Source organism: Peribacillus sp. P4_B1, from assembly GCF_056402395.1.
Genome location: NZ_JBFUHM010000012.1, coordinates 20,958 through 41,689 on the forward strand (window position 1 = coordinate 20,958; position 20,732 = coordinate 41,689).

21 protein-coding genes are annotated in these 20,732 nt (G+C 40.3%); 20 read left to right on the forward strand and 1 reads right to left on the reverse strand.

All coding sequences use genetic code 11. The features are described 5' to 3' along the window. Positions 1 to 85: 85 nt before the first annotated feature. Together rpsA and fni are read left to right on the forward strand one after the other, a co-directional pair. Entirely contained in the window at positions 86 to 1,225 is a 1,140-nt protein-coding gene (gene rpsA, locus AC1DVK_RS09125) for a 30S ribosomal protein S1 (RefSeq protein ID WP_061463893.1), read from the forward strand. 19 nt (positions 1,226 to 1,244) lie between these two features. Further along, complete coding sequence (gene fni, locus AC1DVK_RS09130) at positions 1,245 to 2,291, forward strand: type 2 isopentenyl-diphosphate Delta-isomerase (protein ID WP_089364804.1); 1,047 nt, start codon at positions 1,245 to 1,247, stop codon at positions 2,289 to 2,291. 62 nt (positions 2,292 to 2,353) lie between these two features. Here the strand turns inward: fni and AC1DVK_RS09135 are convergent, their stop codons facing one another. Next, positions 2,354 to 2,485 carry a YpzI family protein gene (locus tag AC1DVK_RS09135; RefSeq protein ID WP_081108853.1) on the reverse strand — a complete coding sequence of 44 codons (132 nt, stop codon included), beginning with the start codon at positions 2,483 to 2,485 and terminating at the stop codon, positions 2,354 to 2,356. 134 nt (positions 2,486 to 2,619) lie between these two features. On the opposite strand from AC1DVK_RS09135, the gene AC1DVK_RS09140 reads away from it, so the two are divergent. The 18 genes from AC1DVK_RS09140 to ndk all read left to right on the forward strand — a co-directional run bounded on the left by AC1DVK_RS09140 (position 2,620) and on the right by ndk (position 20,642). Next, positions 2,620 to 3,240, forward strand: coding sequence for a YphA family membrane protein (locus AC1DVK_RS09140; protein ID WP_089364789.1), 621 nt, complete (start codon positions 2,620 to 2,622; stop codon positions 3,238 to 3,240). A gap of 515 nt (positions 3,241 to 3,755) precedes the next feature. Next, entirely contained in the window at positions 3,756 to 5,066 is a 1,311-nt protein-coding gene (gene der, locus AC1DVK_RS09145) for a ribosome biogenesis GTPase Der (protein WP_089364788.1), read from the forward strand. Between the two features lie 16 nt (positions 5,067 to 5,082). Next, positions 5,083 to 6,135, forward strand: a complete 1,053-nt coding sequence (locus AC1DVK_RS09150; RefSeq protein WP_477626335.1) for an NAD(P)H-dependent glycerol-3-phosphate dehydrogenase — start codon at positions 5,083 to 5,085, stop codon at positions 6,133 to 6,135. 396 nt (positions 6,136 to 6,531) lie between these two features. After that, on the forward strand, positions 6,532 to 7,869 hold the full coding sequence (locus tag AC1DVK_RS09155; protein WP_477626336.1) for an APC family permease: 1,338 nt from the start codon (positions 6,532 to 6,534) through the stop codon (positions 7,867 to 7,869). A 43-nt stretch (positions 7,870 to 7,912) separates the two neighbouring features. Then, a complete protein-coding gene (locus AC1DVK_RS09160) occupies positions 7,913 to 8,140 on the forward strand; it encodes a hypothetical protein (RefSeq protein ID WP_410860443.1) in 228 nt (75 codons plus the stop codon). Positions 8,141 to 8,164: 24 nt separating this feature from the next. Continuing rightward, a complete protein-coding gene (locus tag AC1DVK_RS09165) occupies positions 8,165 to 8,356 on the forward strand; it encodes a hypothetical protein (RefSeq protein WP_477626337.1) in 192 nt (63 codons plus the stop codon). 392 nt (positions 8,357 to 8,748) lie between these two features. Then, the gene (locus AC1DVK_RS09170) at positions 8,749 to 10,854 is read left to right on the forward strand and encodes a sigma 54-interacting transcriptional regulator (protein ID WP_317777330.1); all 2,106 of its coding nucleotides are present in this window, start codon (positions 8,749 to 8,751) and stop codon (positions 10,852 to 10,854) included. 299 nt (positions 10,855 to 11,153) lie between these two features. After that, complete coding sequence (locus AC1DVK_RS09175; protein WP_410860445.1) at positions 11,154 to 12,524, forward strand: putrescine aminotransferase; 1,371 nt, start codon at positions 11,154 to 11,156, stop codon at positions 12,522 to 12,524. Between the two features lie 220 nt (positions 12,525 to 12,744). Next, the gene (locus AC1DVK_RS09180) at positions 12,745 to 12,942 is read left to right on the forward strand and encodes a DUF2768 domain-containing protein (protein ID WP_061463882.1); all 198 of its coding nucleotides are present in this window, start codon (positions 12,745 to 12,747) and stop codon (positions 12,940 to 12,942) included. 13 nt (positions 12,943 to 12,955) lie between these two features. Then, complete coding sequence (locus AC1DVK_RS09185) at positions 12,956 to 13,681, forward strand: hypothetical protein (protein WP_375166216.1); 726 nt, start codon at positions 12,956 to 12,958, stop codon at positions 13,679 to 13,681. A gap of 231 nt (positions 13,682 to 13,912) precedes the next feature. Beyond that, positions 13,913 to 15,391: a stage IV sporulation protein A gene (gene spoIVA, locus AC1DVK_RS09190; protein WP_061463881.1), complete on the forward strand. Its 1,479-nt coding sequence runs from the start codon at positions 13,913 to 13,915 to the stop codon at positions 15,389 to 15,391. A gap of 505 nt (positions 15,392 to 15,896) precedes the next feature. After that, complete coding sequence (locus tag AC1DVK_RS09195; protein ID WP_034308023.1) at positions 15,897 to 16,169, forward strand: HU family DNA-binding protein; 273 nt, start codon at positions 15,897 to 15,899, stop codon at positions 16,167 to 16,169. A gap of 304 nt (positions 16,170 to 16,473) precedes the next feature. After that, complete coding sequence (gene folE, locus AC1DVK_RS09200) at positions 16,474 to 17,040, forward strand: GTP cyclohydrolase I FolE (RefSeq protein ID WP_410860447.1); 567 nt, start codon at positions 16,474 to 16,476, stop codon at positions 17,038 to 17,040. Positions 17,041 to 17,060: 20 nt separating this feature from the next. After that, positions 17,061 to 17,309 carry a trp RNA-binding attenuation protein MtrB gene (gene mtrB / locus AC1DVK_RS09205; protein ID WP_061463879.1) on the forward strand — a complete coding sequence of 83 codons (249 nt, stop codon included), beginning with the start codon at positions 17,061 to 17,063 and terminating at the stop codon, positions 17,307 to 17,309. 248 nt (positions 17,310 to 17,557) lie between these two features. Continuing rightward, a complete protein-coding gene (locus AC1DVK_RS09210; protein WP_477626338.1) occupies positions 17,558 to 18,388 on the forward strand; it encodes a heptaprenyl diphosphate synthase component 1 in 831 nt (276 codons plus the stop codon). 3 nt (positions 18,389 to 18,391) lie between these two features. After that, the gene (locus AC1DVK_RS09215) at positions 18,392 to 19,102 is read left to right on the forward strand and encodes a demethylmenaquinone methyltransferase (protein ID WP_061463877.1); all 711 of its coding nucleotides are present in this window, start codon (positions 18,392 to 18,394) and stop codon (positions 19,100 to 19,102) included. A gap of 34 nt (positions 19,103 to 19,136) precedes the next feature. Next, positions 19,137 to 20,099, forward strand: coding sequence for a heptaprenyl diphosphate synthase component II (gene hepT / locus AC1DVK_RS09220; protein ID WP_061463876.1), 963 nt, complete (start codon positions 19,137 to 19,139; stop codon positions 20,097 to 20,099). A gap of 96 nt (positions 20,100 to 20,195) precedes the next feature. Next, positions 20,196 to 20,642, forward strand: a complete 447-nt coding sequence (ndk, locus tag AC1DVK_RS09225; RefSeq protein WP_034308008.1) for a nucleoside-diphosphate kinase — start codon at positions 20,196 to 20,198, stop codon at positions 20,640 to 20,642. Positions 20,643 to 20,732 lie beyond the last annotated feature (90 nt).

Below are 20,732 nucleotides of genomic sequence, written 5' to 3' on the forward strand. Positions count from 1 at the left end.
GTTTTTATTGAACCACTTTAAATAAAATATGTGGCCGATGAAGAGGAAGTTTGCTGATCAGTCATGGGTTAAGGAGGAGTTAGTAATGACAGAAGATATGAACCAGGTAGAAGTGAACAATTACAAAGTTGGGGATCAAGTTAAAGGTACCGTTTCAAAGGTAGAAGAAAAACAGGTCATTGTCGATTGTGAAAACAGCAAGACAGATGGAATCATTCCTATCAGTGAGTTATCGAGCCTTCATGTCGAAAAGGCGTCAGATGCCGTTTCGGTAGGTGATGTATTGGAGCTGGAAATCATTAAAGTAGAAGAAGAAGCTCTCATTCTATCTAAACGTAAGATTGACGCTCTGAAAGCATGGGATGACCTGGAATTGAAATTTGAAAACGGGGACGTATTTGAGGCTGAAGTTAAAGATGTCGTCAAAGGCGGGCTTGTTGTAGATCTAGGCGTACGTGGTTTTGTTCCAGCTTCTCTAGTAGAAGACTATTTCGTTGAAGACTTTTCTGATTACAAAAACAAAACCTTAACATTCAAGATCGTTGAGCTTGAGAAAGACAAGAATCGCTTAATCCTCTCACATCGGGCAGTCGTCCAAGACCAAAAGGAAAAACAAAAAGCAAACGTTTTGGATAAGATCGAAAGCGGGCAGGTGCTTGAAGGTGTGGTCCAAAGGATTACCGATTTTGGTGCATTCGTGGATATTGGCGGCGTAGATGGTCTTGTCCACATTTCCCAGCTATCCCATCAGCATGTCGAAAAGGCATCCGATGTGGTTTCCGAAGGGGATAATGTACAGGTGAAAGTTCTATCCATTGATCGAGATAATGAAAGGATTTCACTTTCCATAAAGGATACTCTTCCGGGACCATGGTCAGGAATTGCAGAAAAAGCGGCAAAGGGCTCTACACAAGATGGTATCGTTAAACGCCTTGTTTCTTTTGGTGCATTCGTTGAGATTTTCCCAGGGGTAGAAGGTCTTGTCCATATTTCACAGATCTCGCACAAGCATATTGCAACACCACAAGAAATTCTTAAAGAAGGCCAGTCTGTCGAAGTGAAGGTCCTGGATGTCAATGAAACGGATCAACGTCTATCATTGAGCATTAAAGAACTTGAAGAACCTCAATCCAAATACAACACATCGGATTATGAGCTTCCTGAAGAATCGAAGGGCTTTCAGCTAGGTGAAATGATTGGTGATCAATTGAAAAAACTAAAATAAGATAATAATGGTGAGGGCCTTGCAGAGAGAACAACGAAAATTAGATCATATAGAATTTGCGTTAAAAACAGGTCAGCAGCATAAAACCGGGCTAGAGGATATTTCGTTTATTCACCAAAGCTTACCAGGAATTTCCTTGGATAATGTGAACCTATCAGCGGAAGTTGGCGGACTTGAATTAAGTTCGCCAATTTTTATAAATGCCATGACCGGTGGCGGAGGCCCTGAAACTGAAAAATTGAATGGTGACCTGGCCATTGCTGCCCGGGAAACAGGAATCGCTATGGCGGTTGGATCACAAATGGCAGCCATCAAGGATTCTAGTCAGCAAGACTCCTTTAAAGTGGTAAGACAGGAAAATCCTGATGGGGTGCTGATTGGTAATCTTGGCGGTGAAGCAACAGTCGAACAGGCAAAGCGAGCCAGCGAAATGATCGGGGCAAATGCCCTGCAGATTCATCTTAACGTCATTCAGGAATTGACGATGCCTGAAGGAGATAGGAATTTTGCGGGTACCCTTTCGAGAATAGAGAAAATCAACAGAAGTATCGGAATTCCTGTCATCGTAAAAGAGGTTGGATTTGGGATGAGTAAGGAAACGGTGCAGCAATTACATTCCGTTGGTGTATCGATCATTGATGTAGGCGGGTTTGGCGGAACGAATTTTGCTAAAATCGAAAATGAAAGACGAGCGAAAATACTCGGATATTTTAATGAATGGGGCATACCGACAGCTGCTTCGATAGTCGAAGCCGTTAATGTTTCACCTCAGCTTTCAGTTATTGGATCGGGGGGCATTCAAAGCCCTTTGGAAATTACAAAAAGCCTGGCCTTAGGAGCGAAAGGTGTCGGGTTAGCCGGACATTTCCTCAAGCTGCATAAAGAGTTTGGCCTGGTACAATTGATTAAAGAAATAAACTACATACATGAAGATTTAAAGATCATCATGACTGCACTAGGGTGCGGTAATATCTCAGAATTAAGGAACGCGAAAATAGTCATCAAAGGCAACACCTATCATTGGTTATCTCAAAGAGGCATAAATTGTTCGGCATATGCTAAATGAATTCCACAAAAAGAAGCATCTCAATTGAAACGATTGAGATGCTTCTTTTTGTTCGGGATAACTTAGCTATTCCTTTTTCGTGCCTCTTCGGGACTTTCCATTCTTGTTGCCCCTTTATGACCCAAGGATTGGTCCCTATCGGACTCCACCCGTTTACTTTCTTTCAATTTCTTTTCTTGTCGATCTTTGCCCATGTTTACACCTCCTTTTTAAAATGATAGGGGGACGGTTTTATGGATGAATATTGCAGTTCCTCATTTAAATCCCCGCCTTTACGTTTATTCTTTGAATAAACAAGCCATAATGTTCCTAAAAGGGGGATGCATGCATGGATGGAATTTTGTTTTATTGGATGTCATGGATAGTTTGGGTCATTGTCATGTATTTTATTCCAAAAACGGTTCCATTTCGTTTTGATTTTCTTTTTCATCTATTAGCCGTAATGGTATTAACGGGGTATAAACTGGAGGTTTCCTTATTTTCCATGCATTTGAGCGGTCCATATCTTTTCTTTATACTATGTGTGTATATTAGGAAACAATCAATCATCAAGGTGATGGAACTGATCTGCGGAAGTCTTATTATCACTCTCGCCTATGCCAGTTTTCAACTTTTTTCTTTACTTGATCCGATATGGCTCATCATGAAACCCTCTTATCTTTTGTGTATTTTCCTGAATTATCTTATCCTATTACTTTTTAAAAATTGGAAACATCGATTGTTCGTCCTTTTAATCGGTTTGATAATGGGTGATATCATATATTCTGGATTGCTTGTTTATCACTCTTTGTCTTATGTGGCCCTTGCATACGCATGGCACGATAATGCAGTGCTGATATTGGGCACGAACATACTGTGGAGAATGTTGGAGCTTGTTGGCCAATACATTTATTCATCATCCCAATCGAGATTGTTATCAAAACAAAGAAAAGAGAATTTTAATCAATGAGGAGTATTGGGAAAGATTAAGGAAAAAAGATTTGGGGTCTTATCCGTTTTTATCCAAAATGCTGCAGGTTTAAATGGAATCAATTGGAAATGGAAGGCTTTTATGCATACAATCATTGTTGATTGGCGAGAAATTTGTTACTATAGGATAGTTAGAGTTCTGTAGATAAATCGTAAAATGCTCTAAAAAATTAAAAGGAAGCAGTGTGCCGAAAGCTTCTTCATTTTTTGGGGCTGTTTATAATCACGTTTTAGCATGCTGAGGGTTCAGCTTCACGTCACCTGAGGAACTGGGGAGTAAAGTGGACAAACTGCCTGTAAATACTTGATACGTTTAACTGAACATCAGTAGGGAATTCTCTTACTGATGAAATTTTCCTTTATATGATGATGGATACAGCCTTTTCCTTTAAAAGGAAATAATGAAAATCAATAATGCAAAAAGCAACCTTAATAAATGCATTCATGAATTTCGTGACTTTGACAGAGATATAGTAGCAGAAAGGGTGAATAGCAATGCCAAAACCGGTAATTGCGATAGTCGGTCGTCCGAACGTGGGAAAATCGACAATCTTTAATAGAATAGTGGGAGAACGGGTTTCGATTGTCGAAGACGTTCCTGGAGTAACACGTGACAGGATTTATAGTTCAGGTGAATGGTTGACACATGATTTTAACATTATTGATACGGGTGGAATTGATATCGGTGACGAGCCGTTCCTAGAACAAATTCGCCAGCAGGCTGAAATTGCCATCGATGAAGCCGATGTGATAATTTTTATGACGAATGGTCGTGAAGGGGTAACGTCTGCAGATGAAGAGGTCGCTAAGATTCTCTTTAAATCGAGAAAGCCAGTTGTCCTTGCGGTAAATAAAGTTGATAACCCAGAAATGAGAGATCAAATCTATGATTTCTATGCGTTAGGTTTTGGCGATCCATTTCCGATCTCCGGGTCTCATGGACTCGGTCTTGGTGACCTACTGGATGAAGCGGCCAAACACTTCCCTAAATTCAGCGGCCAGGATTATGCTGATGATGTCATTAAATTCAGTTTGATTGGACGACCGAATGTAGGTAAATCTTCACTGGTCAATGCATTGTTAGGTGAAGATCGTGTCATTGTAAGTGAAATTGAAGGAACGACTCGCGACGCGATTGACTCCCCTTATAAATATAATGGCAAAGAATATGTCATAATTGATACTGCTGGGATGCGGAAAAAAGGGAAAGTGTATGAAAGTACGGAGAAATATAGCGTTCTTCGTGCATTAAGGGCAATTGAACGTTCAGACGTTGTTCTTGTGGTCCTGAACGCTGAAGAAGGTATTCGTGAGCAGGATAAAAAAATTGCCGGATATGCCCATGAAGCGGGTAGAGCGGTCATCATCGTCGTCAATAAGTGGGATGCCATCGAGAAAGATGAAAAAACGATGAAGGATTTTGAAGAAAAGATCCGTGCCCATTTCCTATTCTTGGATTATGCGCCAATCATCTATCTTTCTGCCTTAACTAGAAAAAGGACACATACCTTAATACCAGTCATCGATCAGGCTAGTGAGAATCATGCTATCCGTGTTCAGACAAATGTATTGAATGAAGTGGTCATGGATGCCGTGGCGATGAATCCGACACCGACTCATAATGGCAACCGTTTGAAAATCTATTATACGACTCAGGTTGCGATTAAGCCGCCTACTTTCGTTGTATTCGTTAACGATCCGGAGTTATTGCATTTCTCATATGAGAGATTTTTAGAAAATCGAATTAGGGATGCCTTTGGTTTTGAAGGAACACCGATACGAATTTTTGGACGCCAAAGGAAATAGTAAAGGTGGTTATACAATGGTGAAAGCAAAAGAAAGTATCGCTGTGATTGGTGCAGGGAGCTGGGGAACTGCTTTAGYGATGGTAATAGCTGATAACCAGCATGAAGTGAGATTATGGGGACATAATCAGAAACAAATTGATGAAATGAATCAAAATCATACGAATGAAAAATACTTGCCTGGGATTGAATTGCCTTTGGGGATTAAAGGATATTCGTCCATTAAAGAAGCGTTGGCCGGGATTGAAATAATTATTTTGGCGGTGCCGACCAAAGCCTACAGGGAAGTGCTTGGTCAGATTAAAGAGGCTCATGATAAACCATTGACGATCGTTCATGTGAGTAAAGGAATTGAACCTGATTCACTGCTTCGTATATCGGAAATGATTGAAGAAGTCTCTTCGGCGGATTGGCTTAAAGATATAGTGGTTCTTTCAGGACCGAGTCATGCAGAAGAAGTCAGTCTGCGTCACMCGACAACAGTTGCCGTTTCTTCAAAGAATATGAAGGCAGCCGAAAGGGTTCAGGACATCTTTATCAATAATAATTTCCGTGTGTATACAAATCCCGACTTGATTGGTGTTGAAATCGGTGGGGCATTGAAGAACATCATTGCTTTGGGTGCCGGCCTTACGGATGGTTTAGGCTATGGTGATAATGCCAAGGCTGCATTAATGACACGGGGATTGGCTGAAATATCCCGCCTGGGGGTGGCCATGGGGGCCAACCCACTAACGTTTTCAGGTTTAGCTGGGATTGGCGACTTGATCGTCACTTGTACAAGCGTCCATTCCCGTAATTGGAGAGCTGGGAATATGCTTGGTAAAGGGCAAAAGCTTGAAGAAGTTTTGGAAAACATGGGTATGGTCGTTGAAGGTGTCAGAACCACTAAAGCCGCCTATCAACTAGCTAAAAAATACGAAGTGAACATGCCGATCACAGAAGCCTTGTACGATGTTTTATTCAATGGGGAAGAAGTGAAAAAGGCAGTTGACCTTTTAATGAATCGTTCAAAAACGAATGAAATGGAAGAACTTTTTAACATATTGGATAGCAGACAGCAGGATTAACCTCGCGTTTGTTGATTTTAATAAAAGAATTTCATTAAATTAGGCATTCGATGATGCGCCTTGCCGTGTATCAGCATACAATGCAACGAAAGTAAACTAGTAATTTGACCTCGGCACGGGGGATTTAGTCAAATGAGCAGAAGGTATCTTTATATCTTCTGCTTTTTTTTATGGGTAAAAATCATTGATTCTCTTTTAGCTAACTTTAGGGATTATGAATAATTGCATGAGTTATTCAAATTTGCATGAAATATTCTACTTATTTCCTTGTTTTTTGTTAAAAATCGACTTTTTTTTTGGTATGAAAATTGCGAAGTGTATTATAACAAAAAAATTATAAAGGAGGCCGGGAAAGTTGGATAACTTTTCTGGTTAAACAAGGAAGGGGAAGGATACATGCAAACAGGTCAACTGAAAAGGTCTTTAAACTTATGGCATATCGTATTGCTTGGTGTTGGTTATATGACGCCGATGGTTGTTTTTGATACTTTCGGGATAGTTTCAGAAGAAACGGGGGGGCATGTGCCAACAGCTTATGTCATTGCTCTTATGGCGATGTTGTTTACTGCAGCTAGCTATGGAAAAATGGTGAAAATTTATCCGCAGGCAGGTTCATCCTATACTTATACTCAAAAAACGATAAATCCACATTTAGGCTTCCTTGTCGGGTGGTCATCGATGCTTGATTATTTATTTTTACCGATGGTGAACGCCATTTTAACAAAAATATACCTAACAGCTCTTTTTCCTGAAGTATACCCGTGGATATGGGTAGTGGCATTTGTTCTTTTAATGACAGGGATTAACTTATTCAATGTTAATTTTGCTGCCAACTTTAATAGCTTTCTAGTTTTCTTTCAAATGTTGGTCATCATTATTTTTGTGGCTCTTGTGGTCAAAGGGGTCATGGGTGGAGAAGGAACAGGTGACGTTGTTTCAGTTCAGCCATTCATCGGGCCTCATATGGAAATGTCGACACTCATTACAGGCGCTACAATCCTTTGTTTTTCGTTTCTGGGGTTTGACGCTGTCACTACATTATCGGAAGAAACACCAAATCCATCTAAAACGATTCCCCGGGCCATCTTTTTGACTGCCCTGATCGGTGGGGTTTTATTTGTGACGGCTGCATTCTTTACACAGTTATTTTTCCCTGATGTTTCCCGTTTTGGCGATCCTGAGGCGGCTTCCCCGGAAATTGCCCTTTTTGTGGGCGGGAAGTTATTTCAAGCTTTCTTTCTCGCTGGAACTTTATCCGGTACCCTTGCCTCCGGTCTTGCATCCCATGCTAGTGTTTCTAGGTTGTTATATGTCATGGGGCGTGACCAAATGATCTCAAAAAAACTTTTTGGGTTTGTCCACCCCAAATATAATACGCCATTTTTTAATGTCATCTTTGTCGGGACCATATCAATGATTGCCTTATTCCTTGATTTGGTTACGGCCGCTTCCCTCATTAACTTTGGGGCTCTAATTGCTTTTACTTTCGTGAATATTTGTGTAATCGTCCATGCAATAAGAAACAAAAGTTTCCGAACGATGAAAGGATTTCTTTCAACTATTCTGTCCCCGGTTATTGGAGGGGCATCGGTATTCATTCTGTGGCTTAATCTCGATATGAGTTCATTGATCCTAGGGGTTGTCTGGGCGTTAATTGGAATTTGTTATCTTCTGTACCGGACAAAATGGTTTACGGAATCCCCTCCGCTATTTCATTTTAAAGAAGCCCAGTGAATCCACTCTATTGATGTAACGAAGGGGGGAGGTTATAAGTCTGATGAGAAAATGGAGAGGTTTCATGCCTGTTATTCTATTCGGTTTTTCATTCATGGCTTTAGCAACGGTGTTCAGCACATATGGCATCGCAGCAGAAATGTCACATGTGGTTCCTGGAGCCTACATACTCGCTTTAATGGTGATGCTTTTCACGGAAAACAGTTATGGACAGACGGCGAAGGTCATTCCATCGGCAGGTTCAGCATATGCCTACGCAAAAGTCGATTAATCCATATGCCGGTTTTCTGGTGGGTTGGTCGATACTAATGGATTTTATTCATTCCAATGGTCAATTGTTTGTTGTTCAGCCGTTCTTTTCAGCAGCTTTCCTTCTGTACCGGCTTATGTGCGGGCTTTGAATTTACTGACTATTGCGACGAATATCGATATTGTGGAGGATATTAAATACGAAAAGGTGAACGCCCCTTTGTCCAATGAAAAATAAGTAAAAGATGTATAACTGATCTTTAGGTCAAAAGGGTTCAATAAAGAACTCTTCAGACTGTAGATAAACTCGATAATAATTGAGTTTGTCTGCAGTCTTTTTGAGGGTTTGTAAAATAGAACGTTGATTGGAACGTAGGGCACTCGCTTTCCACGGACGGTCCGCCCTCGGCCCTTTGCGCCTGCGGGGTCTCCCCATGGACGGGCTTTTCCCGCAGGAGTCTCACGCACCCGTTCCAATCACTTTGTTTTAACATGTAGAAGGAACCCCTTTTATTATGGATCGAATAAAGGTAAATGTTGGGTATGAGAAGCTGGACATATTTATTTTTTTATCTTGCAATTCAGAATTGTGTTAAAATATAGGTTGGGTTACAAAAGGAGAGTGAAACTGTGTTATCTATTCCGGATGATAAAATTAGACCATTCATATCTATAACAATTGATCAACCAACATTTTCAGAGCAAAAAATTGATGAGATACAGGAACCTTTCTTCTTTCTTATGAAGGATAATCAAGTATTTGCCTATATCCGCATGGATGACCTCCCGTTAAATGAAAGAGTAACAACAGTCGATCAGCTTTTACAGTATGCTTTCTCGATTGAAAATGTTTGTAAATTGCATCCAAACATTTCTATGCCGCTCCTGTTTCAAATTATCGGTGAACCTATCGTACTGATAAAAACGGATGAAGGCCTGCTTACCGGTTATGTAAAAAGGGAAGATGTTTTAGCTGAATTATTCAAGCAGGACAGCAAACAAAACTTAGACCTGCTAAATGTTATTTTAACATCCATTCCTATGGGGATTTTTGTGGCTGATAAAGAAAAAAATATCGTGAACTTCAATGAATCTGGCTTGAAAATGATAAAAAAACCTTCAGAACAAGTCCTTAATGAACCTGCTGCAAACATCTTCGATAAGCAGCATATACATAACGTGTTTGCCAGCGGGAGCAGTATTCTTAATCAGCTGGAGATTACTGATGTCATGAGTGTGCTTGTCGATTATAGCCCGATTTTAAATCATGAAAAAGAAGTCGAAGGCCTGATCATCATCGTTCAGGATTTACCGATGGTTGAGGAAATGGCCATGGAAATAGATTTGATAAAAAGCTCGAATAAAGACTTGAATGCCATTTTAGCGAATATCTATGATGAAATTCTGGTCGTCAATCAAAAAGGGGAGCTATTACGCTATAGTGACAGCATCATCTCAGGTTTCTGGGGAAAGGATTTAAAAGATTATATCGGAAAGAATCTCTTGCAATTAGAAGATGAAGGGATTTTCAATCCTTCGGTCCCCCGGTTAGTCCTTGAACAAAAAAAGAAAGTATCGATTGTCCAAGATACGAAAATGAATAAAAAAGTACTTTCCGTCGGTACTCCAGTATTCAATGAAAAAGGGGATATAGAGCGTATAGTCATTGCATCTAGGGATATAACGGAAACGGCACAATTGAAATCGGAACTAAATGAAATGAAGAAAGAACTGGACTCATTCAAAAAACAAGATCAATTTTATAAAGAGTTGATTTTTGCCAGTCCTAAAATGGAGCAGATAATCAGCCAAGTCCAGAAAATCGCTCATTTTTCATCTACTGTATTAATCAACGGGGAGTCGGGAGTGGGTAAAGAAGTGATAGCCGAAGCCATCCATAAAATGGGCAGGCGCTCCAAGCAACCTTTCCTGAAGATAAATTGCGGGGCGATTCCGGAAAACCTCCTCGAAAGTGAATTGTTTGGTTATACGAAGGGTTCATTTACAGGAGCGGATAAAAATGGGAAAGTAGGATACTTTCAACAGGCCAATAACGGTGTTTTATTCCTTGATGAAGTGGGTGACATGCCTATACATCTGCAAGTCAAGCTGCTGCGAGTCCTCCAGGAACAGGAAGTGATCCCGATAGGCAGTACGACACCTGTCTCCATCGATGTTCAAATTGTTGCGGCAACGAATAAGAGACTGGAAAAAATGGTCGAGATGGGGACGTTTAGAGAAGATTTATTCTATCGATTGAATGTCATTCCCATACATGTGCCCCCGTTAAGGGAAAGGCCGGAGGATATACCGCCGCTAGCCTTTCATTTTCTGCAAAAACTGAATGAAAGGTATCAGCGGAATTACCACTTTTCCCCTGATGCCTTGAATATACTGGAAGTCTATACATGGCCGGGGAACATTCGTGAATTGCAGAACATGATTGAAAGATTGGTTGTTTCTGCAGATGAAGAGATGATCGATGCCGGCTTCATTCAAAGGTTCATTCCGGTCGGCAGTGACTTTAAACAAACAAAACCCATCATTACGAGAATCCTTCCGCTGCAGGAAGCCCAGGATCATGTTGAAGAGCAATTGATCATGCTGGCCATGAAACAGTATAAGACTACGACGAAAGCGGCAAAAGCGTTGGGGATAAGTCAATCATCAGTGAGCAGGAAGTATCAAAAAGTCTTGGCTGAACAGAGTAAGAGGATCGAAAAAAATGCATATTGAAAAAAAGCCGTTAACGAGTGATGTTATTCACTTATCAACGGCTTTTTTTATGAAGGAATTTGGTAAGCTTTTTTAATGGTTTTCCAAGGATAGATTATGCAAAGTAAAATAATGATATGCAAAATTGCATAGGTTTAGTGGTATTTATTAAAAAAAAGGCGATTTTATTGGTTAATTATCTTGGMACGGTACTTGCTTGATAAGTAAGTATAAGAAAAAAGGGAGGTAAGCATTAAAGATTCATTAAAAGCATCCTTAATTAACCATCCAATAAATTTATAAAAAAGGGAGAGTATAAAATGTCAATTAACGTAGAAAGTAAAACTCAAGCCAACCAATCAGAAACCAAGGATTATATTAAAAAGGTGCTTCAATTAATTGAGCAAAAAGAAATTTCAAAAGAAGATGCCCAATGGGTAACGAAAGAAACGGTCGAGAATTTCCGTAACCATGTAAACCCAGGGTTTTTGGAATATCGGAAGACGGTCACTAAAGACACACAATTCGCTGCGGTAGAGTGGTCTGATCAAGATTCATGTTTTACGGATGTTAATGGAAAAAAATATATTGATTGTTTAGGTGGGTTTGGCATTTATAATGTTGGCCATCGTAACCCTAAAGTAGTAAAGGCCGTAACCGATCAATTGCAAAGACAAGCCCTTCATAGCCAGGACTTACTTGATCCATTGCGTGCAATGCTAGCAAAGATCCTAGCCGATATCACGCCGGGAGATTTAAAATACTCATTCTTTACGAACAGCGGTACGGAGAGCGTGGAGGCTGCGCTTAAGTTGGCTAAAATGTACAGTGACAAATTCACGATTATTTCAACGACAAAATCATTTCATGGTAAAAGTCTTGGTTCCTTATCAGCAACAGCAAAGGGCATGTTCCGAAAACCGTTCATTCCACTGATTCCAGGTGTGCGTCATGTACCTTTCGGTGATGTGGATATGATGAGAAAAACGTTTGAAAGTTGTGCGTTGGTCGGTGAAGACGTTGCCGCTGTGCTGTTGGAGCCTATCCAGGGTGAAGGAGGGGTCATCCTCCCTCCGCAAGATTATTTAAAGCAGGTTCGGGCACTATGTGACGAATATGATGCGTTATTGATATTGGATGAGGTTCAAACAGGAATGGGACGTACAGGTAAAATGTTTGCATCCCAGCTTTATGATGTGGTTCCGGACATTCTTTGTTTAGCGAAAGCATTTGGCGGCGGAGTAATGCCTGCAGGGGCCGTTGTAGCCAATGAGAAGGTGTTTAAAAGCTGGTTCGACAATCCATTCATGCACACTACGACATTTGGAGGAAATCCACTTGCATGTGCTGCTGCCATTGCTACGATCGACGTGCTTTTGGAGGAAAAATTACCGGAGCGTGCTGCAGAAGTTGGTGAATACTTCTTAAATGGGTTAAGGGAAGTGGCTAAAGAGCACAAAGATAAGGTATTGGAGATTCGCGGACAAGGATTGATGATTGGTATTGAGTTCCATAAAGACGAAGTGGGTTATGAATTTTCTAAAGCCCTCTTTGATAAAGGCATCTTGGTGGCAGGTACGCTTATAAACTCCAAAACAATCAGGATCGAGCCGTCATTGACTATACATTTGGATGAAGTGGATACAGTCATAAAAGCGTTTAAAGAGGTTTTGCCGACGCTTCAATCTTAATATAAGTAAGCAGAAAAACAGCCTTAGGGCTGTTTTTTTGATTGGAGGGAGAAGGTATGGAAATTACTATACATTTTTTTGTTATATATCTGTACCTAAAATTTTTTTGCGCGAAAATGAGTCATGTAAATTGAGAATTACACAGTTTTGACAATGATTTAATTCCTTTAACGTAATTTGGTATGTTATAATAATTTCTGGAAAAAGGAGTGATGAAGATATGACACCTGCTCTGCAAAAAATGTGGATATCCTTTATAGCTATGGGCTTTATGGTTATCTCTATATTTCTAATCTACATTAGCCGTTATAAATTAAAAGGTTTTTGGAGAGGCTTGACAGCAATTATCGCATACATACTTATGATTCTAGCCGGCTTGATCATCCTTATCGTTGTTCTTAGCGGGCCAACCACTTAATAGGTGAGGAGAAATGATGAAAAATTTTTTCAAAATATTATGTTTATTATGCATTGCCGTATCATTATCTGGCTGTTTATATCCAGAGAAGCAAAAAATGCAAAACCAACTGCCTTATAAAGAGCAGATACAATCCGTACAAAGTGCAGTCGATCAATTTCAGAAAGATGAAGGCGGCATACTGCCCATTGTTACAAAAGATGCAGAAACACCGATTTATCAAAAATATGTTATAAAGTTTTCTAAGATCTCACCGAGGTATCTGGCTGAACCGCCGGACAATGCCTTTGAATCAGGGGGCGTCTTTCAATACATCCTCGTTAATGCTGAAAAAGATCCGACTGTAAAGCTGTTGGATGTCAGGATGGCACAGAAGATTCAGGATGTTTCCTTGAGATTGACTGCTTATCAGCAAAGCAACGGATATCCGCCATTTAGGGAAAGGTTATCCGATAATGTCTTTACACTTGATTATGAAAAAATGGGCCTGAAGGAAGCTCCTACGGTCACGAGTCCATTTTCACAAAAAGACTTATACCTTGTAGTTGATGGTCAAGGTGATATTTTTGTTGATTATACCCCGGATTTACTTGAGGCATTGAAGAAGCATGATGGGGAAATCAAGCCAGGTGATGATATCCGGGACTTGCTAGTGCAGAGTTCGGAGTTCGTCCCTGCCTATTCATTGCCATATACAATTGATGAAAAAACAAATAATCCAATATTTCTTACAAAATAGGCATAACCCTTCTTCTGCAAAATATATTGTAGGGGAAGGGTTATTTCTTTATCTTTATTTCATCCTACATTTTAAATAACAACCCTTATATAAAATTTCTGGTGGAGGAAGGGATTGAACCAGGGAAATAATTGGAATAAATTTTTAGGACAACATCATAGATATATAGTGTCCTAAATAAAATCAAATGGATAAACGAAATCCCAAAACTCTAATTCGGGAGGGGATACCTTGGAAAAGGTAGATATTTTTAAAGATATAGCTGAGCGGACCGGTGGCGATATATATTTGGGGGTTGTCGGTGCCGTCAGGACTGGGAAATCCACATTTATTAAAAAATTCATGGAGTTAGTCGTTATTCCGAATATCCCGTCAGAGGCGGACCGTGCCAGGGCACAGGATGAATTGCCTCAAAGTGCTGCTGGAAAGACGATCATGACTACAGAACCAAAATTCGTACCGAATCAGGCAGCATCGATTCAGGTAGCTGAAGGTCTCGATGTGAACATCCGTTTAGTCGATTGTGTCGGTTATACAATACCTGGGGCTAAAGGGTATGAAGATGAAAATGGTCCCCGCATGATTCATACGCCTTGGTATGAAGAGCCGATTCCGTTCAATGAAGCGGCTGAGATCGGTACTCGCAAAGTAATACAGGATCATTCCACATTAGGCGTAGTCGTCACGACGGATGGATCAATAGGAGAAATCCCGCGAAGTGATTATTTAGATGCCGAGGAAAGGGTTGTTGAAGAATTGAAGGAGGTTGGCAAGCCATTTATCATGATTGTCAATTCCGTTCAGCCTCACCACCCAAATACGGTCGCACTGAAGGAATCCTTGCAGGAAAAGTATGATATCCCTGTATTGGCCATGAGTGTCGAAGGAATGCGGGAATCGGATGTTTACAGCGTACTTCGTGAGGCCCTGTACGAATTCCCTGTTCTCGAAGTCAATGTTAATCTACCAAGTTGGGTAATGGTTCTGCGAGAGGATCATTGGTTAAGGGAAAGTTACCAGGAAGCGGTTAAAGAGACAGTCAAGGACATTAAACGCCTGAGGGATGTAGATCGTGTAGTCGGTCATTTCAATGAATTCGAGTTCATTGACCGTGCCGCGCTTGCAGGCATTGAGATGGGGCAGGGTGTTGCAGAAATCGACCTATACGCCCCAGATGAACTTTATGATGATATTCTGAAGGAAATTGTCGGTGTGGAGATTCGGGGCAAGGATCATCTGTTATCTTTGATGCAGGACTTTGCGTATGCGAAAGCAGAATATGATCAGGTGGCCGATGCATTGAGAATGGTCAAACAAACTGGATATGGTGTCGCAGCCCCTTCCCTTAACGATATGAGTCTTGATGAACCGGAAATCATCCGTCAGGGAGCCAGGTTCGGTGTCAGGCTAAAAGCTGTAGCTCCTTCCATCCACATGATCAAGGTCGATGTCGAATCCGAATTCTCGCCAATCATCGGAACGGAAAAGCAAAGTGAAGAATTGGTCCGTTATCTGATGCAGGATTTCGAAGACAATCCACTTTCCATATGGAACTCTGATATTTTTGGCAGAAGCCTAAGTTCCTATGTAAGGGAAGGCATACAGGTGAAATTAGCAATGATGCCAGACAATGCACGCTATAAATTGAAAGAGACACTGGAGAGGATTATTAATGAGGGCAGTGGGGGATTGATTGCCATCATCTTATAAAAAACGTTTAAAAGCTGGACCAACTCCATTAATGGATTGGTCTTTTTGCATGCTATGGACGGAAGGGTCACAAATAAAATATCACTTGCGGAGGCTTATAGTTGAAAAAAACTATTGTTTTTTAGTATAATCTTGAAAAAACCCTGTGGTTAAGCGATTTTCAGTAATATAATAAGTTTAATTTCTATAAAAAAGGGAAATGATGAATAGCGAAAGACAAAATTTATAATATATACAATTATTTATGAAAAGATTCCCATTATTTTTTGAATTCCCTTGCTAAGCTAATAGGATTTGTGATAATCTACATACAGAAAACGCGTTATAACAGCGATTTCAACCTATTTTTAAATTTATGGATGCATTATTTGGAAATTAATTCGGCTAGGTAATCCTTGATTTCCAGGGAATGAAAATTTGTAAACCGAAACTAATATCAAATCACTATTATAGTGTTGTAATAATGATTTTTTATAAAGAATCCTTTTGGGAGGAGGTGAATGGCATGAACAAAACAGAATTAATTAATGAAGTTGTGACAGCAACTGAAATTTCTAAGAAAGACGCTACAAAAGCTGTTGATGCTGTTTTTGATACAATCTTAGAAGCGCTAAAAAACGGTGATAAAGTCCAATTGATTGGTTTTGGTAACTTTGAAGTTCGTGAACGTGCGGCTCGTAAAGGTCGTAACCCACAAACTGGTGACGAAATCGAAATTGCAGCTAGCAAAGTGCCAGCTTTCAAACCTGGTAAAGCACTGAAAGATGCAGTGAAGTAATTCTACCATTACATACGGGTGCTTAACCGAAAAGGGCCGCGTGAAAACGCGGTCCTTTTTTTGCTTCTTAATTTCTATCTGTGATAATATAAAAGACAGTGAATATTTTAGAAACGCTGTAAATGGTGAATTTGTCATCAGGAAATAATCAGTAAAAAAACCGTTTCCGGCGGTGCTGCGTTTCTTGGGCTTGTCATTGCTGGAGGTAATGGGCCGCTTTAATTATAGGAAATATGGATATCAGGGTGTAATGCCTTGAATTTCTGAATACATAATATTAATGAATTTTTAGGAGGTACTATAAATGGCTAATGTTAATCATGCCAAAATAGAAGAAGCGGTTAAAATGCTTCTTGAGGCTGTAGGGGAAGACCCTACGAGAGAAGGGCTGCTGGATACTCCTGCTCGGGTAGCCAGAATGTATGAAGAAATTTTTTCTGGACTTAATCAGGATCCAAAGGAATATTTCGATACTGTTTTTGGGGAGGACCATGAAGAACTCGTACTTGTAAAGGATATTCCGTTTTACTCGGTATGTGAACATCATTTAGTCCCTTTTTACGGGAAAGCCCATGTAGCATATATTCCGAAAAACGGAAAAGTGACTGGTTTAAGCAAATTGGCAAGGGCGGTTGAGGCTGTATCGAAGCGTCCGCAGCTTCAAGAGCGCATCACTTCTACAGTTGCAGACTCGATCATGGAAAAGCTCGAGCCTCATGGTGTAATGGTTGTAGTGGAGGCTGAACATATGTGCATGACCATGCGAGGCGTGAAAAAACCCGGATCTAAAACAGTGACTTCTGCTGTAAGGGGAACGTTTGCGAAGGATCACCGCACTAGAGCTGAAGTGTTGGCATTCATTAAAGACTAAGGACTTGGGGGCAGGGAAAAATGAATGAAAAAAAGATTCTGAATGATTTTGTCGTAATCAAGGCCATTGAGGATAGTGTGAATGTCATCGGGTTAACAAGAGGAACCGACACCAAGTTTCATCACTCTGAAAAACTTGACTCAGGAGAGGTTATGATCGCACAATTCACGGAGCACACCTCGGCGATAAAAATCAGGGGACATGCAAAAGTTTATACTCCATTCGGGGAGATAGAAAGTGATTCTAAAAAGAATGCATCTGACAAATGATAGCTTATCTCTAATGGGTTAAATATTAAATCAATCATCTGATATCGCGTTTAACAAGCTGTAAATTTCCCGCATCCATTTTTTTGAAGAACAAAAGACGATGGTTTCCTTAGTTTTGGAAGTTTCTTTTTATAAACGTTGTCCATTTCATCTGGTTGTTTTTATGGTATAATAATGTGTATTTTACACGGACAGAAACCAATATGTATGAAAAAAATTATCTTTCGGGGATGCAAGGGTGATCTCAATTGTTAAACATAACGGACGACATAAGGCAATTAAAACGATTAATAGAAACGAAAGCTCAACATCCATATTTATTGAAGTATATACAAAAGCCAAGCTTAGATGAAGATAAACTGTTATTGCTTTGGGGATTGTTTAGCGATTTGGACGTTTTAAGCGGAAAACGGAATCAATACATCATTTCAACAATGTTAGTGCAAATAGCTCTGGATACCCATGAAATCGTATCGAATTCTGGTGAAGGAGCCGAGTTGCCTGAGGTTTTGAAAAATCGCCAACTACAAGTGCTTGCTGGCGATTACTATAGTGGCTTATACTATCAAGGGCTTGCCAGTGTAGGTAATGTTGATATGATCCGTATCCTTTCAAGCGCGATAAAAAAAATAAATGATAATAAAATCATCCTTTATCAACAAGGGTCCATTAATGATGTGCCAACGCTTTTAAAGACGATAAAAGCGATCGAGGCTTCGCTGATTCATAAACTGGCGGATTACTATAATCAGCCTGACTGGATAGACATATCGGAAGATCTGCTGCTTTTGAATCGGTTGCTTGCCGAGAAGAGGAGTTATCTGAAGTCGGGTCAATCGATAGTTTTTGATGTCCTAAGGGAAATGCCTTTTGATGACTCGATTAGTGGAACCATGCTGATGTCAGAAAAAGAAGAACGGGTACGGACCCAATTCGACAAGTGCCTAAGGGATGCCAGGCAATCCGTACAGTGCTCGATGCGGAAGCTGTCTAAATTGGGTGATGAACTTCAGGAAAGAGTGAATGTCATCTTGGAGCAAACAGAGAGTATCGCAAATTCATATGTGAAAGAAGGGTGAGTCATGGAGCAGTCTAAAGAGCAAAAAGTTCATCATGTCTTTGAAAAGATCTATGGAAACTATGACAAGATGAATTCCCTCATCAGCTTTAAACAGCATCTTAAATGGCGGAAGGCTACAATGGCCATCATGAATGTCCCAAAAGGCGCCCATGCACTTGATGTATGCTGTGGAACAGCGGACTGGACCATTGCCCTTGCTAACGAAGTAGGACCAGAAGGAAAGGTTGTTGGTTTGGATTTTAGTAAGAACATGCTGAAAATCGGCGAACAAAAGGTGAATGAACTCAATTTAGATCAAGTGTCCCTAAGGCATGGGAATGCAATGGAACTGCCTTTTGAGGACAATAGCTTTGATTATGTCACGATCGGTTTCGGGCTGCGGAATGTCCCTGATTACATGCAAGTGCTTAAAGAGTTAAACCGGGTAGCCAAGCCGGGTGGAATGGTCGTTTGCCTGGATACTTCACAGCCGACTATGCTTGGTTTTAAACAGGGCTATTATTTTTATTTCCGTTTCATCATGCCCATGTTCGGCAAATTATTCGCAAAAAGCTATAGCGAATATTCATGGTTGCAGGAGTCAGCTCGAGATTTCCCAGGCATGAAAAAGCTTGAAAGCATGTTCAAGCAGGCTGGAATGGAAAATGTCAGTTACAAGGCACATTTCGGCGGTGTTGCAGCAACACATTTCGGGTACAAGCCTTCAAAATAAGCATAATAGCAATGGACAAAGCTGGGTGGAATGTATGAAATTTAAAATGATGTATTCATTTTTGAATGCAGATTTGCAATTAATAGAAAAAGAACTAGAAGCCGCAATTGAAGCGGATTCCACTGTTTTAAGGGAAGCTTCCCTGCATTTACTGCAATCCGGTGGAAAGCGGATCCGTCCGGTATTCGTCCTATTGGGTGCGAAGTTTGGCAGTTATGATATCCATGTCGTAAAGCATGTTGCAGCGACATTGGAACTGATTCATACGGCTTCCCTTGTACATGATGATGTTGTGGATGATGCGGATTTACGCAGGGGATCTGCGACCATTAAATCAAAATGGGATAATCGTGTCGCCATGTATACAGGCGACTTCATTTTTGCTCGTGCACTGGAAATGATGGCGGTGATCGAGTCTCCTCTTGCGCATCAAATTCTCGCTGATACTATGGTTGAACTATGTCTTGGGGAAATTGAACAAATAAAAGATAAATACAATTTCGAACAGAATTGGCGGATATACCTTAGAAGGATCAAACGAAAAACGGCATTACTGATTGCATCCAGCTGCCAGTTGGGAGCAATTTCAGCGGGGGTTGAAGAGAAAGTTCACCAAAAGCTATTTAAATTCGGATATTATGTCGGTATGTCTTATCAAATCACAGATGATATATTGGATTTTACGGCTTCGGAAGAAGAGCTTGGGAAACCAGCCGGAAGTGATTTGATTCAAGGGAATATCACTTTACCCGTTTTGATTGCAATGGAAGATCCAAAGTTGAAAAAACTTATCGAAACAGTTCGGGAAGATACGCCAAAAGACGAAATGTCGCATATAATCAATGCGATAAAATCTTCCGGGGCCATTGAACAGGCAGCGAGAATCAGCGATATGTATTTAGAAAAGGCTTTTACTGAGTTGAAAGGTCTTCCTGCTATTAAAGCCAGAAAAACTTTATCCGATATCGCAAAAAATATCGGAAAAAGAAAGTTTTGATACTAGGAGTTGCGAAACTTATCAAACAATGGTAATATTCTAAAAGGATTGCCTTATAAAGGCAAATAACAATGATACATATTAGGAGTGACATTCATGGAAAGAACATTTTTAATGGTAAAGCCTGACGGCGTTCAACGCAATTTAATCGGTGAAATCGTTTCCCGTTTTGAAAAGAAAGGCTTCCTTCTTGCAGGAGCAAAATTAATGGTCATTTCCCAGGAATTGGCTGAGCAACATTACGGCGAGCACAAAGAACGTCCTTTCTTTGGCGAATTAGTGGACTTCATTACTTCAGGTCCTGTCTTCGCAATGGTTTGGGAAGGTGAAAATGTAATCGCTACTGCACGTCAAATGATGGGTGCTACTAACCCTAAAGATGCAGCAGCAGCAACAATTCGTGGTGATTTTGCCGTAACTGTTGGCAAAAACATCATTCACGGATCTGATTCAGCTGAAAGTGCTGTACGTGAAATTGGTTTATTCTTCAAAGAAGAAGAGCTTGTTGAGTATTCAAAACTTGTTAACGAGTGGGTTTATTAATTAATACGATCATTATATAAAAAGCGGGTTCCATCGACATTATGCGATGGAATCCGCTTTTTTTTGAATTGCTTTTTTTTATTTTGGCTC

Coding starts and splice junctions, on each gene's coding strand:
- der (WP_089364788.1), top strand. CDS start 3,756: ATGCCAAAACCGGTAATTGCGATAGTCGGTCGTCCGAACGTGGGAAAA.
- AC1DVK_RS09195 (WP_034308023.1), top strand. CDS start 15,897: ATGAACAAAACAGAATTAATTAATGAAGTTGTGACAGCAACTGAAATT.
- hepT (WP_061463876.1), top strand. CDS start 19,137: ATGAAATTTAAAATGATGTATTCATTTTTGAATGCAGATTTGCAATTA.
- ndk (WP_034308008.1), top strand. CDS start 20,196: ATGGAAAGAACATTTTTAATGGTAAAGCCTGACGGCGTTCAACGCAAT.
- AC1DVK_RS09155 (WP_477626336.1), top strand. CDS start 6,532: ATGCAAACAGGTCAACTGAAAAGGTCTTTAAACTTATGGCATATCGTA.
- AC1DVK_RS09215 (WP_061463877.1), top strand. CDS start 18,392: ATGGAGCAGTCTAAAGAGCAAAAAGTTCATCATGTCTTTGAAAAGATC.
- folE (WP_410860447.1), top strand. CDS start 16,474: ATGGCTAATGTTAATCATGCCAAAATAGAAGAAGCGGTTAAAATGCTT.
- rpsA (WP_061463893.1), top strand. CDS start 86: ATGACAGAAGATATGAACCAGGTAGAAGTGAACAATTACAAAGTTGGG.
- mtrB (WP_061463879.1), top strand. CDS start 17,061: ATGAATGAAAAAAAGATTCTGAATGATTTTGTCGTAATCAAGGCCATT.
- AC1DVK_RS09160 (WP_410860443.1), top strand. CDS start 7,913: ATGAGAAAATGGAGAGGTTTCATGCCTGTTATTCTATTCGGTTTTTCA.
- AC1DVK_RS09140 (WP_089364789.1), top strand. CDS start 2,620: ATGGATGGAATTTTGTTTTATTGGATGTCATGGATAGTTTGGGTCATT.
- AC1DVK_RS09175 (WP_410860445.1), top strand. CDS start 11,154: ATGTCAATTAACGTAGAAAGTAAAACTCAAGCCAACCAATCAGAAACC.
- AC1DVK_RS09180 (WP_061463882.1), top strand. CDS start 12,745: ATGACACCTGCTCTGCAAAAAATGTGGATATCCTTTATAGCTATGGGC.
- AC1DVK_RS09185 (WP_375166216.1), top strand. CDS start 12,956: ATGATGAAAAATTTTTTCAAAATATTATGTTTATTATGCATTGCCGTA.
- AC1DVK_RS09135 (WP_081108853.1), bottom strand. CDS start 2,485: ATGGGCAAAGATCGACAAGAAAAGAAATTGAAAGAAAGTAAACGGGTG.